The following is a 20,098-nucleotide window of genomic DNA, read 5'->3' on the forward strand; positions in this document are numbered from 1 at the left end:
CCACCCTGCGGGCCGAATCCGAAGGAGACACGCCATGGCCGACACGCACATCTTCCCCGGCACCGTCGAATGGTCGGGCGAGAACCCGGGCATCTCGCTGAAGGAGGACCCCGCGGGGCCCTTCACCACGCTGGCGTCCTTCTTCCGCGTCGTGCTCTCCCCACATGGGCGCGGGCACGCGCTGGTGCTGATGCTGGATCCGCAGTTGGCCGAGGGGCAGAACATCTGCCTGACCGACAACGAGCCGCTCGCGCGCTGGCTGGTGGCGGACTACGTCAGCCATTTCGGCGCCTGGCGGAACCTGCCGGGGCTGGCCGGCCTGCGCTACGCGAAGCTGGACAGCGTGCGCACCAGCGGCGATGCCATCACCACCTATTCCGAGACGGTGCGCGGGGCGGACCTGACGGTGGCGCTGACCTGGTCGGGCCTGGGCAAGCCGTTCTGTTTCGCGCTGACGCCGGCGACCTCCGCCACCGGCGCCCACCACATGCCATCCGTGTTCGTGGGCTGCGCGAGTGCGAGCGTGACGGTGAACGCCAAGGTGCGGCCTGGCGCGCCGATCCCGCGCGAGATCGCGGGGCAGTCGATTTCGACCGCCATGCTGGCCTTCTCCGAGACCTGGATCCGCGCGTAATCGCTTGGCAGCGGCGGGCCCGGCCGCGCAGAAAGGAGCGATGAGCGAATCGACCCTTCCGCGCGCGGCGCGCCACCTTGGCCTCGCGGGGCTGATCCCGACCGTGGCGATGATCGCGGGCCTGCTGCTGCTGCCCGACTGGCGCGACATCATCGCGAAAGCCGGGCTGGCCTATGGTGCGGTGATCGCGAGCTTCGTGGGCGGTGCCTGGTGGGGCCTCGTGGCGCGCGCGGAGACGGTGGCGCCGCGGCTGCTCGTGCTGTCAGTGCTGCCGTCGCTGATGGCCTGGCCGGCGCTGCTGGTACCGCCGGCGACGGGGCTGCTGGTGCTGGGGGTGGTCTTCGCGGCGTTGCTGCCGACCGACCGCCGGCTGGTGGCGGAGGGCATCGCCCCGGGCTGGTGGATGGACCTGCGGCGACCGCTGTCCTGGGGGATGGCGGCGCTGCATTTGGCCGGCGGCGTGTTCCTGTCCCTGGCCGCGTCGGGGTACGCGTTGCTGCCGTGACGTGCTCGTCGTCAGCCTGATGTTCGGAAAGTCCCGCGGGTGGTGGAGCTGAGGGGAATCGAACCCCTGACCTCGTCATTGCGAACGACGCGCTCTCCCAACTGAGCTACAGCCCCGACCCGCGAGAGGCCGGCTGAGTGCCCCAGCCCCCGCGCGAAGTCAACCCGCCATCACGCAACCCCGCCGCCTTGCCCGCCGGGGGGCCGCTCACTAGGTTGCGCGCAAGGTCACGGCGACCGGTGCAGGGAAGGTCACGGAGGACCGATGCAAGCATTGTTCTGGCTGCTCGACACGGCGCTCAGCCTGTATGTCTGGGCGCTGATCATCTCGGCGATCCTGTCGCTGCTGCTGGCCTTCAACGTGCTCGACAGCCGCAACCGTTTCGTCTGGACGGTGGCGGATTTCTTCTACCGCGTGACGGAACCCGCGCTCCGGCCGATCCGCAAGCGCCTGCCGAACCTGGGCGGGGTCGACCTGTCGCCGCTGGTGCTGATCATCGCGCTGCAGGCGCTGCGCATCCTGCTCGCGACATCGATCGCGCCGGCCCTCGGCGTCTATCGATTCTGATGGCCTTCTGGCGCGCTGATGCGTCGGGCGTGACGGTGCGCGTGAAGGTGCAGCCCAAGGCGCGCCGGCCGGGCCTCGGTGGGCTCAAGGCGGCGGCGGACGGGCCGCGGCTGTCGCTGGCGGTGACCGAGGCGCCGGAGGATGGCCGCGCCAACCGCGCCGCCTGCGCCACGTTGGCTGCGGCCCTCGGTGTCGCCGCCTCGGCGGTCGAGGTGGCCCACGGCGCGACCAGCCGCGAGAAGACACTGCACGTGGCCGGCGATGCCGGCCTGCTCGGCCCGCGGCTCGAGGCACTGGCGTGACCGCGCGCATCCTGGATGGCAAGGCGATCGCCGCGCGGTTGCGCGCGGGCCTGGCCGCACGCGTCGCCACGCTGTCCTTCCAACCCGGCCTGCGCGTGGTGCGGGTGGGCGACGACCCGGCCTCGGGCGTCTATGTCCGCAACAAGGATCGCGCGGCGGCCGAGGCCGGCTTCGATAGCGCCACCATCCATTTGCCCGCCGACACGACCGAGGCCGCGCTGCTCGCCACCATCGCGCGCCTGAACGCCGACCCGGCGGTGGACGGCATCCTGGTGCAATTGCCACTGCCCGCGCAGATCCGCGCCGAGGCCGCGATCGCCGCCGTCGATCCGGCGAAGGACGTGGACGGCTTCCATCCGATCAATGCCGGCCGTCTCGCGGCGGGGCAGCCAGGCCTGGTGCCCTGCACGCCGCGCGGGGTCATGCACATCCTGGCAGAGTCTGGCATCGACCTGCGCGGCGCGCGCGCGGTGGTGCTGGGCCGGTCGCAGATCGTCGGCCGACCCATGGCGCAGCTGCTGCTGGGTGCCGATTGCACCGTGACCGTCGCACATTCCCGCACCCGCGACATCGCCGCCGAATGCCGCCGCGCCGAGGTGCTGGTCGCGGCCGTCGGGCGGGCGGAGATGGTCCGCGGCGACTGGATCGCCCCCGGCGCTGTCGTCGTCGATGTCGGCATCAACCGCCTGGCGGACGGGCGCCTGGTCGGTGACGTTGCCTATGCCGAGGCCCTGACGGTCGCGGGTGCCATCACGCCGGTGCCGGGCGGCGTGGGTCCCATGACGATCGCCTGCCTGCTCGAGAACACGCTGGAGGCGGCGCTGGCGCGCCGGGGGACGTGATGGTGGTCTTTTTCCGCGCCTTGCAGGTGTTCGGCGGCGCGGGCGTGATCGCCTGCCTCGTGCTCATGCTGCAGGGAACGCCGGTGCTCGGACCGGAGTGGAGCCGCCCGCGCATCCTCTACGGAGCGGCCGGCCTGTTGTCTGCGCTGACGCTGATCGCGATCGGCGAGATCGGCTACATGGTCCGCCGCATCCGCATCACGCTGGCCCGGATCGAAAAGCGGCTCGAGGACTGATCCCGGCCGCGTCCCGCGTCCGCCGCGGGGTGTGTCGCCGGCAGGATGCATCCAAGGGGCCGCAGCCTGCGTATGCCTGGCCGGGCAGGGTGCTTCGCGACCGAACGTCCCATCCCTGCAGGGCGTCAGTCGCTCGGTTCGGCCGCCATCGCCTGCGCCAGCGCGCGGTCGGCCGCATCGTCGCTGGCCGCCAGCCCGCGCGCCACACCATCGCGGTCCGCGGCGCTGCGGTTCTGGCTGAGCTTGCGCTTGCCGATCAGTGTCTCGATCCGCAGCACGATGCCGACGATGCCCTTGAGTTGCCCGGCGATGAACGGCTCCGGTGCGTCGCCCACGGCCCAGGGCTGCGCGCGCGGGGTCTCGTGGTGGTCGGTCAGGCGGCTGACCAGCGCATGCAGGCGCGCGGCGTCCTCGATCACCTCGACCGGGCCGATGGCGTGGACCGCCACGTAGTTCCAGGTCGGCACGACGCGCCCATGCTCGGCCTTGCTGGCGTAGTTGGAGGGCGAGACATAGGCCTCCGGCCCCGGGAAGATCGCGCGCGCCGCCGCACCAGCCGCCAGCGACCGCCATTGCGGGTTCGCCTTGGCCAGGTGGCCGACGATCGTGCCGTGCGGGCCCTGGTCAGGATCGATCAGCAGCGGCAGGTGGGTCGCCTCGGGCGCGCCGCCATCGGGCGCGGCGCTGACCAGCAGCGCCAGGCGCGCCGCGCGCATCACGGCGTGCAGGATGGCGGGGTCGTCCTCGCGGAAGGCGGCTGGCGTGTACATGGCGCGATGCTCCTGGCCGGTGCAGGCTATCGCAGCGCCATCCCGCGAGGGAACCGGCGCGACCACGCAGGAGGCATGCGATGGCGGGATGCGCGGCGCCGCTGGCAAGGCATCGAGCTGTCGCCTGGCGCCTGCGTGGAACCGTCCCGTGACCTGCCCGACAGCCGGAGCCATCGCTGCATGACCCACGACCTGATCCGCCTGACCGCCACCGAGGCCGTGGCGAAGCTGCGCGCGCGGGAGATCACGCCGCTCGACCTCATCGACGCCGCCGCCGCGCGGATCGCGCGCGTGGAGCCGGAGGTGAACGCACTGCCGACGCTGTGCCTCGACCGCGCGCGCGACCACGCGAAGGCGCTGATGCGCGGGCAGCGGCGCGAGGCGGAGGGCGAACCCGGCTGGCTCGGCGGCCTGCCGGTTGCGATCAAGGACCTGACGGAGGTGGCTGGCGTGCGCACCACCTTCGGCAGCCCGATCTTCGCCGACCACGTCCCCGACCGCAGCCACCCGGTGGTCGAGCGCATCGAACGCCGCGGCGGCATCGTCATCGCCAAGTCCAACACGCCGGAATTCGGCGCCGGCGGTTCGACCTTCAACGAGGTGTTCGGGCGCACGCGCAATCCGTGGAACACGTCGCTCACCTGCGGTGGGTCGACCGGCGGCGGGGCGGTGGCGCTCGCGACCGGAGAGGTCTGGCTGGCGCATGGGTCCGATCATGGCGGGTCGTTGCGCCGTCCCGCGACCTACTGTTCCGTGGTGGGGCTGCGGCCCTCGCCGGGGCGCGTCACGCGCGGCGCGCAGGAAGACCTGTGGTCGCCGCTGTCGGTGCAGGGGCCGATGGCGCGCAACATCGCCGACCTGGCGCTGTTCCTCGACACCATGGCGGGCTGGGACATCGACGACCCGATGACCTACGACGAACCGTCGCGGTCCTACGCCGACGCCGTCGCAGCGGCGGAGCGCGAGGCGCCGCTGCGCATCGCCTTCACCGCCGATTTCGGCGGCGCCCTGCCGATGGATCGCGAGATGCGCGAGATCTGTGCGCGCGAAGTGCGCCGCTTCGAGAGCCTCGGCATCGCCGTGGAGGAGATCCACCCCGACCTCGGCGCGCTGAACGAGGCCTTCCTGGTGCTGCGCAGCCAGCACTTCGTGGTGGACCGCGAGGAACTTCTCGCGACGAAGCGTCACCTGCTCAAGCCGGACATCGTCTGGCAGACCGAACGCGGGCTGGCCGAGACACCCTCGCGCCTCGCCTGGGCGGAGCACGAGCGGGCGCGCTTCTACCGGGCGATGCGCGACGTATTCGCGCGCTGCGACGTGCTGGTGACGCCGGGGGCATCGACACCCGCCTTCGATGTGAACCTGCGCGCGCCGGAGAAGATCGCGGGAAAGGTGCTCGACAACTACATGGGCGGGTCGCTGATCAATGCCTTCGCGACGCTGGCGAGCTGCCCCGCGGTGGCGGTGCCCTGCGGCTTCGACCGGCACGGGCGGCCGGTTGGCCTGCAGGTGGTGGCACCCCCGCGGCAGGATGCGCGTGCGCTGCAGGTGGCGGTGCTGTTCGAACGGCTCAGTGGTCTGGACCGGATGCTGCCGATCGACCCGCGCCCGGGCGTGGTGCCGCCCTACGAGTGACGCGCCGCACAACCACACGCGCCCGGCCGGCGATCGGCCAGCGGGGCGGACCGTGGGGCGCAAACGACGGAAGCGGTCGCACTGCGCCGCCGCCGCGTGCCGGACCGTCGCGCGGTGGCCGCGCCGCTGCCTCTACTGCGGCTGGATTCCCGCGGCCCGCGCCGCCGCCACCCACTTCTCCATCTCCGCCTGCACGAAGGCGCGCATGGTGTCCGGGTCGTTCGACACGATTTCCGCCCCCAGCGTGTTGTGCCGGTCGATCACGGTCTGGGTGCGCAGGGCGGCGCGAATGTCGGTGTTCAGCTTCGCCAGCACTGCCGGCGGCAGGTTGGCTGGCGCGATGATCATGCCCCAGGTGGCGGCCTCGAAGCCCGGCAGCAGCGCCTCGGCCATGGTGGGCACGTCGGGCAGCTGCGGGCTGCGGCGCGCCCCCGTGGTGGCCAGCGCCTTCAGCGCGCCCGACTGGATGTGCGGCAGCGCGGCCGGGACGGTGTCGAACATGATGTTCACGCGGTTGGCGATCAGGTCCGGATGCGCCTGCGTGCTGCCGCGATAGGGCACGTATTCCAGCTGGATGCCGGTGCGCTGCGCGAACAGCACTGGAGCCAGGCGCACCACCCCGCCGGTGCCCGCGAAGGTCACGCCCGGGTTGCGCTTCGCATGGTCCACCAGCTCGGCCGGCGTATTCGGCGCGAAGGCGCGCGGCGCACAGAGCACCAGCGGCGTGGCGGTGGTCTGCGTGACGAAGGTGAAGTCGCGCATGGTGTCGAAGGGCAGGCGATAGAAGGCGGCATTCACCGGATGCCCGACCGACACCAGGCCGAGCGTGTAGCCATCCGCCGGCGCACGCGCGACCACCTCGGTGCCGATCACGCCATCCGCGCCGGCGCGGTTCTCGACCGGCACGGGCTGGCCCCAGGTGGCGGACAGGGGGTCGGCGATCAGCCGCGCCGTGATGTCGGAGACGCCGCCGGGCGTATAGGGCACCACGATCCGCACGGCGCGGCTCGGGAAAGCGGCCTGCGCCGAGGCGCCGCGCGCGATGGACAAGGCGGGGGCGGCAAGGGCGGCGGCGCCAAGGGCGCGGCGGGTGATGGTCATGGCGTTTCCTTCCCTGCGGGCTCTGGCGGCCCGGCGGCATCATCCTGACGCCGGGCGCGCGGGCGGGGAAGCGTCCATTCCGCCGGGGGGCGAAGTGCCGTAAAGCCGGCCGCATGAAGATCCTCGCCATCGAAGGCGCGCTCGCGCGCTGTTCGGCCGCCGTGCTGGCGGATGGCGTGGTGCTGGCCGCCGCGGCGGCCGATGCGCCGCGCGGCCAGCCCGCGCTGCTGCCGCCGATGGTGCAGGACGTTCTCACGCGCGCGGGCCTGGATGCGGCCGCGCTCGACGCCGTCGTGGTCGGCATCGGGCCAGGCGGCTTCACCGGCCTGCGCGCCGCCATCGCGCTGGCCGCCGGCATCGCGCAGGGCGCCGGCCGGCCCTTGGCCGGCATCACCACCGGGGAGGCGCTGTTGGCCGCGCTGCCCGCAGGTCTGCGCGCCGGTCGTGCCGCCTGGGCGGCGGTCGACAACCGGCGCGGGCGGGTGGTGCTGGAAGTCTTCGCACCCGGCGCGGATGTGCCATCGGCGCCGCTGGTCGTCGCACTGGATTCGCTGCCGCCCGCCGACAGCCCCGTGCTGGTGCTGGGCGATGCCGCCGAGGCGGTGGCCACGGCACTGCGCGCCCGCGGCAATGATGCGCACGCGCATGAGGGCCTGCCCGACGCCACGCACCTCGCGCGGCTGGCGGCGGCGCGGCTGCGGGCCGGACTCGCGCCGCGCCCCGCCGCACCGCTCTACGCGGAGCCGCCAGCGGTGACCGCCCCCGCCGGCGCGGTGCCTGCCTGACCCCGCCCGAAATCACGCCGGCTGGGCCCGAGGCAGCGGCGCTGCTCGCGGCCCTGCATGCCGAGGCCTTCTCCCCCGCCGACCGCTGGGGTGCCTCGGCGATCGGCCTGCTGGCCGCGCTGCCCGGGCATTTCACGCTGTTGGCGACGCGCGGCGGGGATCCGGTCGGGTTCGCCATGGGCCGCGTGGCGGCGCAGGAGGCCGAGGTGCTGACGCTCGCGGTACATCCGGCCGCGCGGCGCGGCGGGGCGGGTGCCGCGCTGATGCGCGCGTTGATGACTGCGGCGGCACAGCGCGGTGCCAGCGACATGTTCCTCGAAGTATCGGAGCAGAATGCCGCGGCACGACGGCTCTATGCGCGCCTGGGCGCCACCGAGGCCGGGCGGCGGCGGCGCTACTATCCGGATGGGTCGGACGCGCTGGTTTTGCGCCTGGCGCTCAGCCCTTGCGGCGCAGCACCAGGCGCGTGACGCCGCCGGGCAACTCCGCCTGCGAGACCACTTGGTGGCCTTGTTCCGCGGCGGTGCGCGGCACGTTGCGCAGCGGTTCATCCCCCTTCAGCAGGACGTCGAGGATGGCGCCCGGCGGCAGTCGATCCAGGGCGAGCCGGACCCGAACAAAGGTCATCGGGCAAGTCTCATTGGTGATATCGAGCGCGGAAGCGGGCGACACTTCTTCGCTTGCCGGTGCAATACGTAATGATGTCAAGAAATTTATCCTTTGCAGCATTGCGATAATACCGACTCGGCTGTAAAAACGAGTCGCCAAGCGCCCGAACAAGGAGGCCCCTTCGTGGCCGAATCCAATCCCAGCAGTGAACTTCTCGGCCTGACCGCGCAGATCGTATCGGCGCATGTCTCGCACAACCCGGTCCCGGCGTCCGAATTGCCGAATCTGATCCAGGAAGTGTTTCGTACCCTGTCGGGCGTCGGCAGCGCGCCGCCACCGGAACCCGAACGGCCGCAGCCGGCGGTGCCGATCAAGAAGTCCATCACGCCGGGCTACCTGATCTGCCTCGAGGATGGGAAGAAGCTCAAGATGCTGAAGCGGCATCTCAAGACTTCGTACAACCTCTCGCCGGAACAGTACCGCGAACGCTGGGGCTTGCCGGCCGACTATCCCATGGTGGCGCCGGACTACGCGAAGCATCGTTCCTCGCTGGCGAAGAAGATCGGGCTCGGCACCACGCCGCGTTCGCGCGGCAAGGCCAAGGGGGGCTGACCCTCGCGCGGCTGACCCTCGCGCGACGGCAGGATTGGCCCGGCGGCCCGGGCGGGACTATGGTCCCGGCCCGCGCCGCCCCTGGCGCCCCCCTGCCGCGGATGCCGATACCCTGATGGAGAGCCGGACCCGACCGCGCCTGCCGCCGACCGAGGCACCACCGTCCCGCATCGAACGGCTGTGCATCGAGCGCGGCCTCAAGATGACCGGGCAGCGGCGGCTGATCGCGCGCGTGCTGAGCGAGGCGGAAGACCACCCCGATGTCGAGGATGTCTATCGCCGCGCGCTGGCACTCGACAGCAAGGTCTCGATCGCGACCGTCTACCGCACCGTACGGCTGCTCGAGGAGAACGGCATCCTCGAGAAGCGCGACTTCGGCGGCGGGCGCGCGCGCTACGACCTGGCCGACCGCGGCCATCATCATCACCTGATCGACGTGGACAGCGGCCGCGTCATCGAATTCGCCGACAAGGAATTCGACGCCCTCGCGCAGCGCCTCGCGCAGCGGCTCGGCTTCGACCTGGTCGGCCAGCGCCTGGAACTGTTCGGCCGCAAGCCGACCGAGGCGCCGCGCACCACCCCGCGCCGCCGCGCCGGGGGCGACACATGACCGAGGACGACCCCGGCTTCGGGGAACTTCGGTCGGGCAATCTCGGTGTGCGGCTCGCGGTCAGTGCCGACGAGATCGATGCCGTGCAGGCGCTGCGCTACCGCGTCTTCTACACCGAGATGGGCGCGCATGCGGATGCCGCGACCGCCGCCACGCACCGCGACCGCGACGATTTCGACGCGGTGGCCGACCACCTGCTGGTGGTGGACCACGATCGCGGCGAGGGCGCGGAATCGGTCGTCGGCACCTATCGCCTGATCCGCCGCCCGGCGGCGGCGAAGCTCGGGCGCTGGTACTCGGCCGCGGAATACGACATCTCGCGCATCACGGCCTTCGACGGTCCGCTGGTGGAATGCGGCCGGTCCTGCGTGGATGCCGCATATCGCACGCGCGGCACGCTGCAACTTCTGTGGGGCGGCATTGCCGCCTACGTGTTCAAGCACCGCATCGGCATCCTGTTCGGCTGCGCGTCGTTGCCGGGCACCGACCTCGATGCCCTGGCCGACCAGCTCACCTACCTCGCCGCGAACCACATGGCGCCCGAGGACATCCGTCCGCGCGCCCTGCCGGACCGCTACGTGGACATGATGCGCCGCGATCCTGCGGGCATCGACGTGAAGCGCACGCTGGTCGACCTGCCGCCGCTGGTGAAGGGATACCTGCGCCTGGGCGGCTTCGTGGGCGACGGGGCGGTGCTGGACCATCAGTTCAACACCACCGATGTCGCTGTGCTCGTGAAGACCGACCAGATCACCGACAAGTATTACCGGCACTACGAACGCAAGGTCGGCGGGCGCGACTGACCGCCATGCTGACGCTGTGGGGCCGGCGCAGTTCGTTCAACGTGCAGAAGATCATGTGGCTGCTGCGCGAGATCGACCTGCCGCATCGCCACATCGAGGCCGGCGGCGCGCATGGCGGGCTGGATACGCCCGCCTTCGGCGCGATGAACCCGCATCGCAAGGTCCCGGTGGTCGACGATGACGGCCATGTGGTGTGGGAATCGCACGCGATCCTGCGCTACATCGCCGCGCGCTATGGTGCCCCCCGCTTCTGGGACGGCGATCCGCGCCTCCGCTCGCTGGCCGATCGCTGGATCGACTGGGCTGCCACCGGCCTGCAGCCGGACCTGCTGAATGGTGTGTTCTGGGGCTACTACCGGACGCCCGCGCCGGCACGCGACATGGCGGCGGTGTCGGCCGCCATCGCGCGGACCGATGCGCGGCTGGCGGTGCTGGACGGCGAACTGGCGGGGCGCGCCTTCCTCGGCGGCGATGCGCCGGGCCTGGCGGACATCCCGGCCGGCACCGCGCTGTACCGGTGGTTCACGCTCGATATTCCACGCGCGCCGGCGCCGCGCGTGGAAGCCTGGTACGCGCGCCTGCAGGAACGCCCCGCCTATCGGGCCGGCGTCATGATCCCCTATGCGGAATTGTTCGGGCGCCTCGACTTCTGATCAGCGCGCCAGGCGCTCATGCCGGCCATCGATTGCCGCCAGCCCCGCCGCGATCGGCGCCATCCCGGCCAGGAGCCGCGCCAGCAGCGTTTCGCCGCGCACCAGCGTCCCGAGCCGCTCGCGCTGACTGGCACCAGGACGGTGACGAGCGATAGGTCCCGCGGCGGCGGCACCGACAGCACTCGCAGCGCCACCCGCAGCATCGCCGCAGCCAGGCCGACGCGCAGCGCCACCGTTGTGAGCGGCGGCATCTCCGCCACCTCCACGCCCACGAAGGCGAAGAACCCGCCCCGCGGGACGGACAGCGTGACCGGCAGGGACCCCGCGAGGGGCGACAGGCGGGCGTCCGACACGCCGTCCCGCACCATGCCCGCCGATGTTGCGGCGGTTCAGTCGATCCTGGCGCCGCTCGCGCGCACGATCTCGGCATGGCGGCGGATCTCCACCGCCAGGAACTCCGCCGCGCGCGCCCGCGTGCCGCCCAGCAGCACCAGCCCCGCGCCTTCCAGACGCTGCTTGCCCTCGGGGTCGGCGATCACCTCGTTCACCAACGTGTTCAGCCGGTCGATGACCGGTCCCGGCGTGCCCTTGGGCGCCATCACCATGAACCAGGTGCCGAAGGTCAGCCCGGCCATGCCGAGTTCCGCCATGGTCGGCACGTCGGGCAGTTGCGGAGACCGCGCATCGTCCAGGATCGCAAGCGGCACCACCTCTCCGCCACGGATCTGCGGCAGCGCGCCGGTCACCAGGTTGAACATCGCCTGGATGCGGTTCGACAGCAGGTCGGTCACCGCCGGCGCGGGGCCGGAATAGGGCACGTGCTGCATGTCGGTCTGCGTCATCTGGCGATACAGCTCGCCGGCCAGGTGCATCGACGACCCGTTGCCGGTGGAGCCGAAATTGATCTTCCCCGGATTGGCCCGTGCATAGGCGGTGAATTCCGCCAGCGTGCGCGGCCCGAGAGCGCGGTTCACCACCAGGATGTTCGGCACGTTGCCCACCAGCACCACCGGGTCGAAGTCGCGCGTCGGGTCGAAGGGCAGGTCACGGTACAGCGCGGGGTTGGTCGCCAGCGTGCCCGCCCATCCCCACAGGAAGGTGTAGCCGTCCGGCGCGCTGCGCGCGGCCAGCGCGGCGCCGACATTGCCGTTGGCGCCGGCGCGGTTCTCGACCACCACGCGCTGCGGCAGGCGCTTGTCCAGTTCCTGGCTCAGGATGCGCGCGACGGTGTCGGCGGTGCCTGCCCCGCCCAGCGTGGGCACGATCAGGCGCACCGGCTTGTCCGGCCAGGCCGGCGCCTGCGCGCGCGCGGCAGCCGGCGCAAGGGCGAGGGGGGCGGCGAGCACGGTGCGGCGATTCATCATGGCGTGGGTCCTGCTGGAACGGACCGAGCCTAGCGTGATTTCCGATCGGGCGGCACAGGCCCGCGCGCGCCCCGTGACCCAACGGCAGCCCCCTGGCTCTCGCATCGGGAAGGTGCCGCGACCGACAGGTTGGCCATTGCGTTCGTGTCGCGCAGCGGCCGGAGGCACCGCGCCGCGCCTCGGCATTGCCAATGCCCTGCCGCGACGCTGTGCGGGCCGCGCTCGGGCCGACCGCCTCGCGCCCTTGCCGTCGCGCCGTTGGCGCGCCAGCGTCGGCGCCTCAAGTCGGGAGGATGCGGATGCGCGTGGCGATCCTGGGTGCGGGGGCGATTGGCCCCGGCTGCGCCGCCCTGGCCGCGAGCCGCGGCCATGACGCGGCGCTGTGGTCGCCTTCGGGCGCCGGCACCGGCGGCCTGGCGGGCACGCTGCACGCCGAGGGCGAACTGACCGGCACCTTCCCCGTCCGCGTCGCCGCCACGCTCGAGGAAGCCTTCGCCGGCGCCGATGTCGCGCTGCTGACGGTGCCGGCCTATGCACTGGCCGGGCTGCTCGCGCGTATTGCCGCCGCCATTCCGCGCGACATGCCCTTGCTGATCGCGCCGGCGGCCTCGCTCGCGCCGCTGGCCTTCGCGCGGCTTCGCGGGCCGGGCGCGCCGGTGGGCGCGATGGCGACCACGCCCATCACCGGCCGGCGCACCGCGCCCGACCGCGTGCGCATCGCCGCCATCCGCGCCTGGTCCGAGATGGGCGCGCTGCCGGGGGCGGCCGCGCCGCAGATGGCCGCGCTGGCCGAAGCCCTGTTCGGCAACCGCTGGCCGGTGGTGCCCGATGCGCTGGCGGCCGCCTTCATCAACACCAACCCGATCGCCCATGCCGCGCTGGCGCTGGCGAACGTCACGCGCATCGAACAGCGCGAGACCTGGGGCCAGTACGGGCTGATGACGGAAGCGGTGTGCCGCCTGATGGAGGCGCTCTGCGCCGAGCGCGACGCGCTGGCCGCGCGCTTCGGCCACAGCCCGCCCAGCCTCGTCGAGGCCCTGCACCGCACCAACGGCGTGCCGCGCGGCCCGCTGCACGAGATGACCCGCGCCATCGAGGCCGGCCGCGGCGTGATCGCCGGCCCGACCGAGATGGACACGCGCTACGTGACCGAGGACGTGCCCTATGGCCTCGCCTTCTACCTGGCGCTGGCCGCCGCGAATGGCCAGCCCATGCCGGTGACCGAGGCCGCGGTCACGGTGATCGAGACGCTGTGGGGGCGCGGCCTGCGGGAGAACCCGCTGCTCGAGGGGCTCGATCTCGCAAACCTGCCCGCCTTGCTGCGCGCAGGCTGAACGGCCGCGCGGCCTGTCGGGTGCGCTGCCGCTCCAGCGGTATCGGGCGGGGAGCTGTGCCGCGCGACGCGATGCGCACCGCCGGTGACCCGGCGAAATCCTCACAAACCCGAGCTTCGCGCGCCATGCGGAAGGCGCGGGGGTGGCGTGACACGCCGACCGCGTTCCCGCGGCGCGACCCTCGACCGGGTGCCTTCAGCGAGACACGACCAACGTGACCCCAGCCCGATGCCGTCGGTCGAAGACGTCACCGCAGCCGGTCAGTCCAGGCTGATCGCCAGCGGCGCCACCACCCGCGTCCAGCGCGCCAGGTCGTCGCGCATCATGGCGCCGAAGGCCTCGGGATCGGTCGGCGCCGGCGTGGCGCCAAGTCCCTCGAGCCGGTTGCGCAGCGATACGTCCTGGATCGCGCGCGTGAAGGCCTCGTGCCAGAACGCGATGGCCGCCGGCGGCGTGCCGGCGCGCAGCGACAGCCCGGTCCAGATGCTGGCGGTGAATCCCGGCACCGAGGCCTCGGCCAGGGTCGGCATATCGGGCAGGCTCGGGAAGCGCCGGTCGCCGGTGGTCGCGACCACGCGCAGCGCCCCACCCTGGAAGCCCAGCACCGAGGGCACCGAGACGAACATCAGCGCGATCCGCCCCGCCAGCAGGTCGTTGAAGGCCGCCGCTGCGCCGCGATAGGGCACGTGCTCGACATTGAGCCGCTCGCGCGCCTTGAGGTCCTCCATGATCAGGTGCGTGTTGGTGCCGGTCCCGGTCGAGGCATAGGGCAGCGGCGCCGGCGCGGCGCGCGCGAAAGCCATCAGCCCCGCCGCGTCGGAGGCCGGCACGCCCGGCCCGGCGAGCAGCGCGACCGGGCTGTCGAGCAGTTGCATCACGGGTGCCAGGTCGGTGCCGGGATCGTAGGGCATGCGCCGGCCGATCGCCTTCGGGATGGTGGTCTGACCCGCAGTCGCGAGCAGCAGTGAAAGCCCGTCGGCGGGGCCGCGCGCCACCGCCTCGCCGCCCAGGATGCCGCCGGCGCCAGCCCGATTCTCGACCACCAGCTGCTGGCCGGTCGCGGCCTGCACTGCCTGGGCGAACAGGCGGCCCAGCACGTCCTGCGATCCGCCTGGTGCGAAGGGCACCACGAGGCGGGCCGGGCGGTCCGGCGACCAGGCCGACTGCGCCAGGGCGGGGGCGGGCAGCGCCAGGCTGGCCAGCAGCGCGCGGCGGGGCAGGGGCATGGCGGTGTTTCCTCGGGCGGTGGGACGGCGCATTCATGGCACGCCGCGGCGCCGGTGCCATCGGCGCGCCGGCGGGCGGCTGCGGTGCCGGCCGTCGCCAGCCTTCACGCGCCTGCCGCGAAGCCTTCATTGCCCCGCCACGGTCCGCGCGCTACCTGCGCTGCATGGAAGCCGTCGCCCGCTCGCCCGAGGAAGCGCTGAAGCCGCGACGGCTTCTGCGCCGCAACCCGCTGCGCTTCAGCCCCTGGATGCGCGGCGACGCCTGGGGCGACGTGATGGAACCGCGGCCGATCGGCGGGCGCATCCGCGCCATCCGCCGCATGGCCAGCGCGGCGGTCTGGACGCTGTTGTGCATCCCGGTGCAGGCGGTGCTCCTGCGCGCCTCGCCCGCCGGCGCCAAGCGGTTCGGCCGCACCTACCACGCCGTGCTGTGCCGGCTGATCGGGCTCCGGGTCCAGGTGGTCGGCGCGCCCTCGGCCTCGCCTTCGGTGCTGTACGTGTCGAACCATTCCTCCTGGCTCGACATCCTGGTGCTGGGCGGGGTGCTCGAAGCATCCTTCGTGTCCAAGGCCGAAGTCGGGACTTGGCCGCTGGTCGCCACCGTCGCGCGGCTCGGCCGCACGGTTTTCGTCAGCCGCACGCGCAGCGGCACCGGCAAGGAGGCAGGGGACATCGGCCAGCGCCTGCAATCGGGCGACAGCATCATCCTGTTCCCCGAGGGCACGTCGAATGACGGCACGCGAGTGCTGCCCTTCCGGTCCTCCTTCCTGGCGGTGGCGGCCGATGCGAAGCAGGTGCAGCCGGTCTCGCTGGTCTATGACCGCCTGGGTGGCCTGCCCGCCTGCCGGCGCGACCGGCCCTTCTTCGCCTGGTACGGCGACATGGACATCGCGACGCATTTCTGGCGCATCGCCCGGCGGTCCGGCGCGCGCGCCACGGTGCTGCTGCACGAACCGGCCGACCCGGCCGCCTTCCCCGACCGTAAGGCGCTGACCGCGGCGGCCAGCGAGGTGGTGGCCGAGGGTGCCGCGATGCTGCGGCAGAACCGGCCGGTGGCGCCACTGCGGCTGCGCGGGCCGGCCGCCTGATGCCGCGCGGCGTGCCGGCACCGTCCGCCCGCGCCGATCGAGACAGCGCTTGACCCGACGCGACGCGGCCCGCCACGCTTGCTCCCATGATCCGCTTCGGGCCAACGGTCGCTTGACCCGCACCGCCCTGGTGCGCATGTCCCCCGCCGATCCCTGCCGCACCCAGCGCGGCGGGGCGAGCGGAGCCTGACCCCCGATGACCGACGCCACCCCCCGGAAGCGCCTGCTGATCCGCACCTGGGGCTGCCAGATGAACGTGTACGACAGCACCCGCATGGCGGATGTGCTGGCGCCGCTCGGCTATGCGCCCACGGAGCAGGTGGAGGAGGCCGACATGGTCATCCTCAACACCTGCCACATCCGCGAGAAGGCGACCGAGAAGGTGTTCTCCGACCTCGGCCGCCTGCGCGAGGCCAAGCGGGAACGCGGCGGCGACATGGTCATCGCGGTGGCCGGCTGCGTCGCCCAGGCCGAGGGGGCCGAGATCACCGCCCGTGCGCCCTGGGTGGACATCGTGCTCGGCCCGCAATCCTACCATCGGTTGCCGGAGATGGTGGCGCGTGCCTCCCGCGCTGCGGGGGCCGTGATCGAGACCGACTTCCCCGCCGAGGACAAGTTCGACCACCTGCCCGAGACGGCGGCACCGCAGGGTGTCACGGCCTTCCTGACCGTGCAGGAGGGCTGCGACAAGTTCTGTTCCTTCTGCGTCGTGCCCTATACGCGCGGGTCGGAATACTCGCGCCCGGTGGCGAAGATCGTGGCGGAAGCCGAACGGCTGGTCTCGCTGGGCGCGCGCGAACTGACCTTGCTCGGCCAGAATGTGAACGCCTGGCATGGCGAGGGGCCGGATGGCCGCCCGTGGACGCTCGGCCGGCTGGTGCGGCAACTGGCAGAAATCCCGCGACTGGCGCGCATCCGCTACACGACGTCGCATCCGCGCGACATGGATGCGGATCTGATCGCGGCGCATGGCGACACACCGGCGCTGATGCCCTTCCTGCATCTGCCGGTGCAGTCCGGGTCCGACCGCATCCTGAAGGCGATGAACCGCGGCCACACGGCGGATGACTACCGCCGGTTGGTCGAACGCCTGCGCGCCGCGCGGCCGGACCTTGCCTTGTCCACCGACATCATCGCCGGCCATCCGGGCGAGACCGACGCCGACCATGGCGCCACCGTGGCGCTGATCCGCGACGTGGGCTTCGCGCAGGCCTTCTCGTTCAAGTATTCGGCCCGCCCCGGCACCCCGGCCGCGACCATGGCCGGGCAGGTCGACGAAGCCACCAAGGATGCGCGCCTCGCCGAGATCCAGGCGCTGCTGCGCGACCAACAGGCCGCCTTCAACCGATCCCGCGCCGGGATGCTGGCCGAGGTGCTCGTCACCGGCCCCGGCCGCCATCCGGGCCAGATGGCCGGGCGCACGCCCTGGCTGAACCCGGTGCATTTCGACGGCCCCGCCAGCCTGACCGGCCAGGTGGTGCGGGTGGCGATCACCGCCGGGCATCCCAATTCCCTTTCGGGCGTTATCGGTACGCCCAGCCACGCGACAACCAGGGAGAGACCAGCCGCTTGACCGCCACCCACAGCCTCGCCCTCCGCGCCTCCGACCCCCGCGGCCAGATCGAACAGAGATCGGTCACACTGCAATTCGACGACAACATCCTGCTGGCGGCCCTGCACGGGGAACACGACCGGCATTTGGCGCGGATCGAGCAGGTGCTCGGCGTGCGCCTGGCTTCGCGGGGGAATCGCATCGCGATCTCCGGCGGGGCGGACCGGACGGAAATGGCGGAGGCGGCGCTGCTGGCGCTGTGGAAACGGCTCGAACAGGGCCAGCATGTCGGCACCGCCGAGGTCGAGGCCGCCCTGCGACTGGCCGAAGGCGGAGCGGAACTGGGTGAACCCCGCCTGCCGCTGGCCGACCTGCCGGCCATCCGCACCCGCAAGGGTGCCATAGCCCCGCGGTCCCCGGCCCAGGCCGCCTATATCGACATGCTGGCGCGCCGCGAAATGGTGTTCGGGATCGGCCCGGCCGGCACCGGCAAGACCTATCTGGCGGTCGCGCAGGGTGTTGCGCTGCTGCAGACCGGGCGGGTCGACCGCATCGTGCTCTCCCGCCCCGCTGTCGAGGCCGGCGAACGCCTCGGCTTCCTGCCGGGCGACATGAAGGAGAAGGTCGATCCCTACCTGCGCCCGCTGTACGACGCGCTGCACGACATGCTGCCGGGCGAACAGGTGAAGCGCCGGATCGACGCCGGGGAGATCGAGATTGCCCCCCTCGCCTTCATGCGCGGCCGGACGCTGGCGCACGCCTACTGCATCCTCGATGAGGCTCAGAACACCACGCCCGCCCAGATCAAGATGTTCCTGACCCGCATGGGGGAGGGGTCGCGCATGGTCATCACCGGCGACCCGACCCAGGTGGACCTGCCGAATGGCCAGCCCTCGGGGCTGTCGGAGGCGCTGCGCATCCTGGACGGGGTGGACGGCATCGGAGTCGCGAGATTTGCCGAGCGGGATGTGGTAAGGCACCCGCTCGTGGCCCGGATCGTCGCCGCCTATGGGCGGGCCGACGACCAGAATCGGGCGAAGAAGGAGAGGTATGGAACCGGGAAGTAGCCGTCCCGGCTCCCGCCACATTGGCGGGGCCGGGCTTCGGAACGGATCGCAGGAGATGGACGACATCTCGGTGATCCTGGCGGCGCCAGGCTGGCGCGCCGCCGTGAAACGGCCCGAGGCGCTGGCGCGCCGGGCCGTTCGGGCTGCGCTGCGCGAAGCGGGCGCCGCCGGTGCCATCACCGTGCTGCTGGCCGACGACGCCTCGGTAAAGCGCCTGAACGGCACCCACAGATCCAAGGCGAAGCCGACCAACGTGCTGTCCTTCCCGGCCGGTGCGCCTGGGCAACTGGGCGACGTGGCGCTGGCGCTGGGCGTTGTGCGGCGCGAGGCGCGCGAGGCCGGCCGCAACGCCGCAGCCCACCTGGCCCACCTGGTCGCGCATGGCGCGCTGCACCTGGCCGGCCACGACCACATCGAGGCCGGCGAGGCCCGCCGCATGGAACGCGCCGAGGCCCGCGTGATGCGCCGCCTAGGCCTGCCCAATCCGTGGCGGGGCGTGTCATGAGGGACCCGGACCACCCGGCGGGCCGGCCATCGTCACAGGAATCGGATCGCGGCCTGACGCGATCCGGGAGCGCACGGCGTGACCGCGCCCAAACCATCCGCGGCGCCCGTCGCACCGTTGCACGGCGCGCAAGCCACGCCGGCGAATGCCGGCGCCCGGCGCTTGAGGGCGCAGAACAATGAGCGACGTCTCGTCGCGCCCCGGGCTGTTCTGGAAGCTCCAGGGCATGCTGCGCCGCAAGGAGGCGGAATCCGTCCGCGACCGCGTCGGCGAACTGATCGGCGGCAGCGAGGACAAGCGCGAGGCCGACGGCCACGAACCCGACGCCAACGACCTCGACACCCACGAACGCGCCCTGCTGTCCAACGTGCTGCGCCTGCGCGGCACGACCGCCTACGACGTCATGGTGCCGCGCGCCGACATCATGGCCATGCCCGAGGACTACAGCCTCGAACAGGCGATCGCGCTGATCCAGCGCGACGGGCACTCGCGCTACCCGGTCTATCGCGAAAGCCTCGATGACATCGCCGGCATGGTGCACATCAAGGATGTATTCGCCGCGGTCGGGAAACCGGGCCCGTTCAGCCTGAAGTCGATCGAACGCAAGCCGCTGTTCGTGGTGCCGTCCATCCCCGTGCTCGACCTGCTGCTGCAGATGCGCCAGCAGCGCACCCACATGGCGCTGGTGGTTGACGAGTACGGCGGCATCGACGGGCTGGTCACTATTGAGGACCTGGTGGAGACCATCGTCGGCGACATCTCCGACGAACACGACGAGGACGCCACGCCACAAATGATGGAACGGCCGGACGGGACGATCGAACTCGACGCCCGCATGCCGGTCGAAGCCTTCGAAGCCAAACTGGGCCAGATCCTGACCGACGAGGAACGCGCCGCCGACATCGACACCGTCGGCGGCCTGGTCTTCACCCTGGCGGGCCGGGTCCCAGCCAAGGGCGAACTCGTCTCACACCCCTCCGGCCTCGAATTCCGCATCCTCGAAGCCGACCCCCGCCGCATCCGCCGGCTGCGGGTGCGACCACCCGGAACGAACCCCACGCGCGCGGCTGCCGAGTAGGGGCTGGGCGTGGCCGGGTGGCGCAGGGTGACCGGGGGGCCAGCCCCCCGGACCCCCCGCTGGGAGGCAACCGCCTCCCAGACCCTGTGTCAAAGGGCTGATTGGGAGGAGGGGCATAGCGCGCCCGTCGCGTCAGTGCCGCCGTCGAGCCCCTCCTCCCAACCAGCCCTTCACTCACCGCGGGTCCGGGGGCACGTATGCCCCCGGCGGGAGGGTCCGG

The 20,098-nt window shown here is 72.2% G+C and carries 25 protein-coding genes and 1 tRNA gene; 19 read left to right on the forward strand and 7 right to left on the reverse strand.

What is annotated here, in order from left to right; genetic code table 11:
* Positions 1-34: 34 nt before the first annotated feature.
* Both MWM08_RS03785 and MWM08_RS03790 read left to right on the forward strand, forming a co-directional pair.
* Positions 35-634 (forward strand): hypothetical protein, encoded by a 600-nt coding sequence (locus MWM08_RS03785; protein ID WP_244458144.1) that lies wholly within the window; start codon positions 35-37, stop codon positions 632-634.
* Positions 635-674: 40 nt separating this feature from the next.
* A complete protein-coding gene (locus MWM08_RS03790) occupies positions 675-1,139 on the forward strand; it encodes a DUF3429 domain-containing protein (protein ID WP_244458145.1) in 465 nt (154 codons plus the stop codon).
* 40 nt (positions 1,140-1,179) lie between these two features.
* On the opposite strand, the gene MWM08_RS03795 is transcribed toward MWM08_RS03790, so the two are convergent.
* A tRNA-Ala gene (locus MWM08_RS03795) sits at positions 1,180-1,255 on the reverse strand.
* A 148-nt stretch (positions 1,256-1,403) separates the two neighbouring features.
* On the opposite strand from MWM08_RS03795, the gene MWM08_RS03800 reads away from it, so the two are divergent.
* From MWM08_RS03800 to MWM08_RS03815, 4 genes are read left to right on the forward strand one after another with little or no spacing between them, the layout of a single operon-like run.
* Entirely contained in the window at positions 1,404-1,706 is a 303-nt protein-coding gene (locus tag MWM08_RS03800; RefSeq protein WP_244458146.1) for a YggT family protein, read from the forward strand.
* Positions 1,706-2,008, forward strand: coding sequence for a DUF167 domain-containing protein (locus MWM08_RS03805; protein ID WP_244458147.1), 303 nt, complete (start codon positions 1,706-1,708; stop codon positions 2,006-2,008). The genes MWM08_RS03800 and MWM08_RS03805 overlap by 1 nt, the downstream gene beginning before the upstream one ends.
* Complete coding sequence (folD, locus tag MWM08_RS03810) at positions 2,005-2,850, forward strand: bifunctional methylenetetrahydrofolate dehydrogenase/methenyltetrahydrofolate cyclohydrolase FolD (protein ID WP_244458148.1); 846 nt, start codon at positions 2,005-2,007, stop codon at positions 2,848-2,850. Before MWM08_RS03805 ends, folD begins: the two co-directional genes overlap by 4 nt.
* On the forward strand, positions 2,850-3,086 hold the full coding sequence (locus tag MWM08_RS03815) for a hypothetical protein (RefSeq protein WP_244458149.1): 237 nt from the start codon (positions 2,850-2,852) through the stop codon (positions 3,084-3,086). The genes folD and MWM08_RS03815 overlap by 1 nt, the downstream gene beginning before the upstream one ends.
* 125 nt (positions 3,087-3,211) lie before the next feature.
* On the opposite strand, the gene MWM08_RS03820 is transcribed toward MWM08_RS03815, so the two are convergent.
* Positions 3,212-3,856: an FMN-binding negative transcriptional regulator gene (locus tag MWM08_RS03820; RefSeq protein WP_244458150.1), complete on the reverse strand. Its 645-nt coding sequence runs from the start codon at positions 3,854-3,856 to the stop codon at positions 3,212-3,214.
* A 180-nt stretch (positions 3,857-4,036) separates the two neighbouring features.
* Here MWM08_RS03820 and MWM08_RS03825 point away from each other — a divergent pair, with 180 nt between their 5' ends.
* Complete coding sequence (locus MWM08_RS03825; protein ID WP_244458151.1) at positions 4,037-5,491, forward strand: amidase; 1,455 nt, start codon at positions 4,037-4,039, stop codon at positions 5,489-5,491.
* 132 nt (positions 5,492-5,623) lie between these two features.
* On the opposite strand, the gene MWM08_RS03830 is transcribed toward MWM08_RS03825, so the two are convergent.
* The gene (locus tag MWM08_RS03830; protein ID WP_244458152.1) at positions 5,624-6,592 is read right to left on the reverse strand and encodes a tripartite tricarboxylate transporter substrate binding protein; all 969 of its coding nucleotides are present in this window, start codon (positions 6,590-6,592) and stop codon (positions 5,624-5,626) included.
* Positions 6,593-6,705: 113 nt separating this feature from the next.
* Between MWM08_RS03830 and tsaB the strand changes: the two genes are divergently transcribed.
* Both tsaB and rimI read left to right on the forward strand, forming a co-directional pair.
* Complete coding sequence (gene tsaB / locus MWM08_RS03835; protein ID WP_244458153.1) at positions 6,706-7,377, forward strand: tRNA (adenosine(37)-N6)-threonylcarbamoyltransferase complex dimerization subunit type 1 TsaB; 672 nt, start codon at positions 6,706-6,708, stop codon at positions 7,375-7,377.
* Between the two features lie 53 nt (positions 7,378-7,430).
* The gene (gene rimI / locus MWM08_RS03840) at positions 7,431-7,847 is read left to right on the forward strand and encodes a ribosomal protein S18-alanine N-acetyltransferase (protein WP_255751430.1); all 417 of its coding nucleotides are present in this window, start codon (positions 7,431-7,433) and stop codon (positions 7,845-7,847) included.
* Here the strand turns inward: rimI and MWM08_RS03845 are convergent.
* Positions 7,816-8,004: a sulfurtransferase TusA family protein gene (locus MWM08_RS03845; RefSeq protein ID WP_244460055.1), complete on the reverse strand. Its 189-nt coding sequence runs from the start codon at positions 8,002-8,004 to the stop codon at positions 7,816-7,818. The genes rimI and MWM08_RS03845 overlap by 32 nt on opposite strands.
* Before the next feature lie 165 nt (positions 8,005-8,169).
* On the opposite strand from MWM08_RS03845, the gene MWM08_RS03850 reads away from it, so the two are divergent.
* The 4 genes from MWM08_RS03850 (at position 8,170) to MWM08_RS03865 (ending at position 10,664) form a co-directional block, all read left to right on the forward strand.
* Positions 8,170-8,598 carry a Ros/MucR family transcriptional regulator gene (locus MWM08_RS03850; protein WP_244458154.1) on the forward strand — a complete coding sequence of 143 codons (429 nt, stop codon included), beginning with the start codon at positions 8,170-8,172 and terminating at the stop codon, positions 8,596-8,598.
* A 115-nt stretch (positions 8,599-8,713) separates the two neighbouring features.
* On the forward strand, positions 8,714-9,208 hold the full coding sequence (locus MWM08_RS03855; protein ID WP_244458155.1) for a Fur family transcriptional regulator: 495 nt from the start codon (positions 8,714-8,716) through the stop codon (positions 9,206-9,208).
* Complete coding sequence (locus MWM08_RS03860; protein ID WP_244458156.1) at positions 9,205-10,011, forward strand: GNAT family N-acetyltransferase; 807 nt, start codon at positions 9,205-9,207, stop codon at positions 10,009-10,011. Before MWM08_RS03855 ends, MWM08_RS03860 begins: the two co-directional genes overlap by 4 nt.
* 5 nt (positions 10,012-10,016) lie before the next feature.
* A complete protein-coding gene (locus tag MWM08_RS03865; RefSeq protein WP_244458157.1) occupies positions 10,017-10,664 on the forward strand; it encodes a glutathione S-transferase family protein in 648 nt (215 codons plus the stop codon).
* Here the strand turns inward: MWM08_RS03865 and MWM08_RS03870 are convergent.
* Positions 10,631-11,017 (reverse strand): hypothetical protein, encoded by a 387-nt coding sequence (locus MWM08_RS03870; protein WP_244458158.1) that lies wholly within the window; start codon positions 11,015-11,017, stop codon positions 10,631-10,633. The two genes, MWM08_RS03865 and MWM08_RS03870, sit on opposite strands and share 34 nt — an antisense overlap.
* Positions 11,018-11,053: 36 nt before the next feature.
* Entirely contained in the window at positions 11,054-12,028 is a 975-nt protein-coding gene (locus MWM08_RS03875; RefSeq protein ID WP_244458159.1) for a Bug family tripartite tricarboxylate transporter substrate binding protein, read from the reverse strand.
* 299 nt (positions 12,029-12,327) lie between these two features.
* On the opposite strand from MWM08_RS03875, the gene MWM08_RS03880 reads away from it, so the two are divergent.
* The gene (locus MWM08_RS03880) at positions 12,328-13,362 is read left to right on the forward strand and encodes an NAD/NADP-dependent octopine/nopaline dehydrogenase family protein (RefSeq protein ID WP_244458160.1); all 1,035 of its coding nucleotides are present in this window, start codon (positions 12,328-12,330) and stop codon (positions 13,360-13,362) included.
* Positions 13,363-13,622: 260 nt separating this feature from the next.
* Here the strand turns inward: MWM08_RS03880 and MWM08_RS03885 are convergent, their stop codons facing one another.
* Complete coding sequence (locus MWM08_RS03885) at positions 13,623-14,588, reverse strand: Bug family tripartite tricarboxylate transporter substrate binding protein (protein ID WP_244458161.1); 966 nt, start codon at positions 14,586-14,588, stop codon at positions 13,623-13,625.
* A gap of 35 nt (positions 14,589-14,623) precedes the next feature.
* On the opposite strand from MWM08_RS03885, the gene MWM08_RS03890 reads away from it, so the two are divergent.
* The 5 genes from MWM08_RS03890 (at position 14,624) to MWM08_RS03910 (ending at position 19,878) form a co-directional block, all read left to right on the forward strand.
* Positions 14,624-15,676 carry a lysophospholipid acyltransferase family protein gene (locus MWM08_RS03890; protein WP_244458162.1) on the forward strand — a complete coding sequence of 351 codons (1,053 nt, stop codon included), beginning with the start codon at positions 14,624-14,626 and terminating at the stop codon, positions 15,674-15,676.
* Positions 15,677-15,872: 196 nt separating this feature from the next.
* The gene (gene miaB / locus MWM08_RS03895) at positions 15,873-17,249 is read left to right on the forward strand and encodes a tRNA (N6-isopentenyl adenosine(37)-C2)-methylthiotransferase MiaB (RefSeq protein ID WP_244458163.1); all 1,377 of its coding nucleotides are present in this window, start codon (positions 15,873-15,875) and stop codon (positions 17,247-17,249) included.
* Positions 17,246-18,295 (forward strand): PhoH family protein, encoded by a 1,050-nt coding sequence (locus tag MWM08_RS03900; RefSeq protein ID WP_244458164.1) that lies wholly within the window; start codon positions 17,246-17,248, stop codon positions 18,293-18,295. The genes miaB and MWM08_RS03900 overlap by 4 nt, the downstream gene beginning before the upstream one ends.
* A gap of 55 nt (positions 18,296-18,350) precedes the next feature.
* Positions 18,351-18,800, forward strand: a complete 450-nt coding sequence (gene ybeY, locus MWM08_RS03905; RefSeq protein ID WP_244458165.1) for an rRNA maturation RNase YbeY — start codon at positions 18,351-18,353, stop codon at positions 18,798-18,800.
* Between the two features lie 178 nt (positions 18,801-18,978).
* A complete protein-coding gene (locus MWM08_RS03910) occupies positions 18,979-19,878 on the forward strand; it encodes a hemolysin family protein (protein WP_244458166.1) in 900 nt (299 codons plus the stop codon).
* Positions 19,879-20,098: the final 220 nt, after the last annotated feature.

Origin of the sequence: Roseomonas fluvialis, assembly GCF_022846615.1 — a bacterium.
GTDB classification, from domain to species: domain Bacteria; phylum Pseudomonadota; class Alphaproteobacteria; order Acetobacterales; family Acetobacteraceae; genus Neoroseomonas; species Neoroseomonas fluvialis.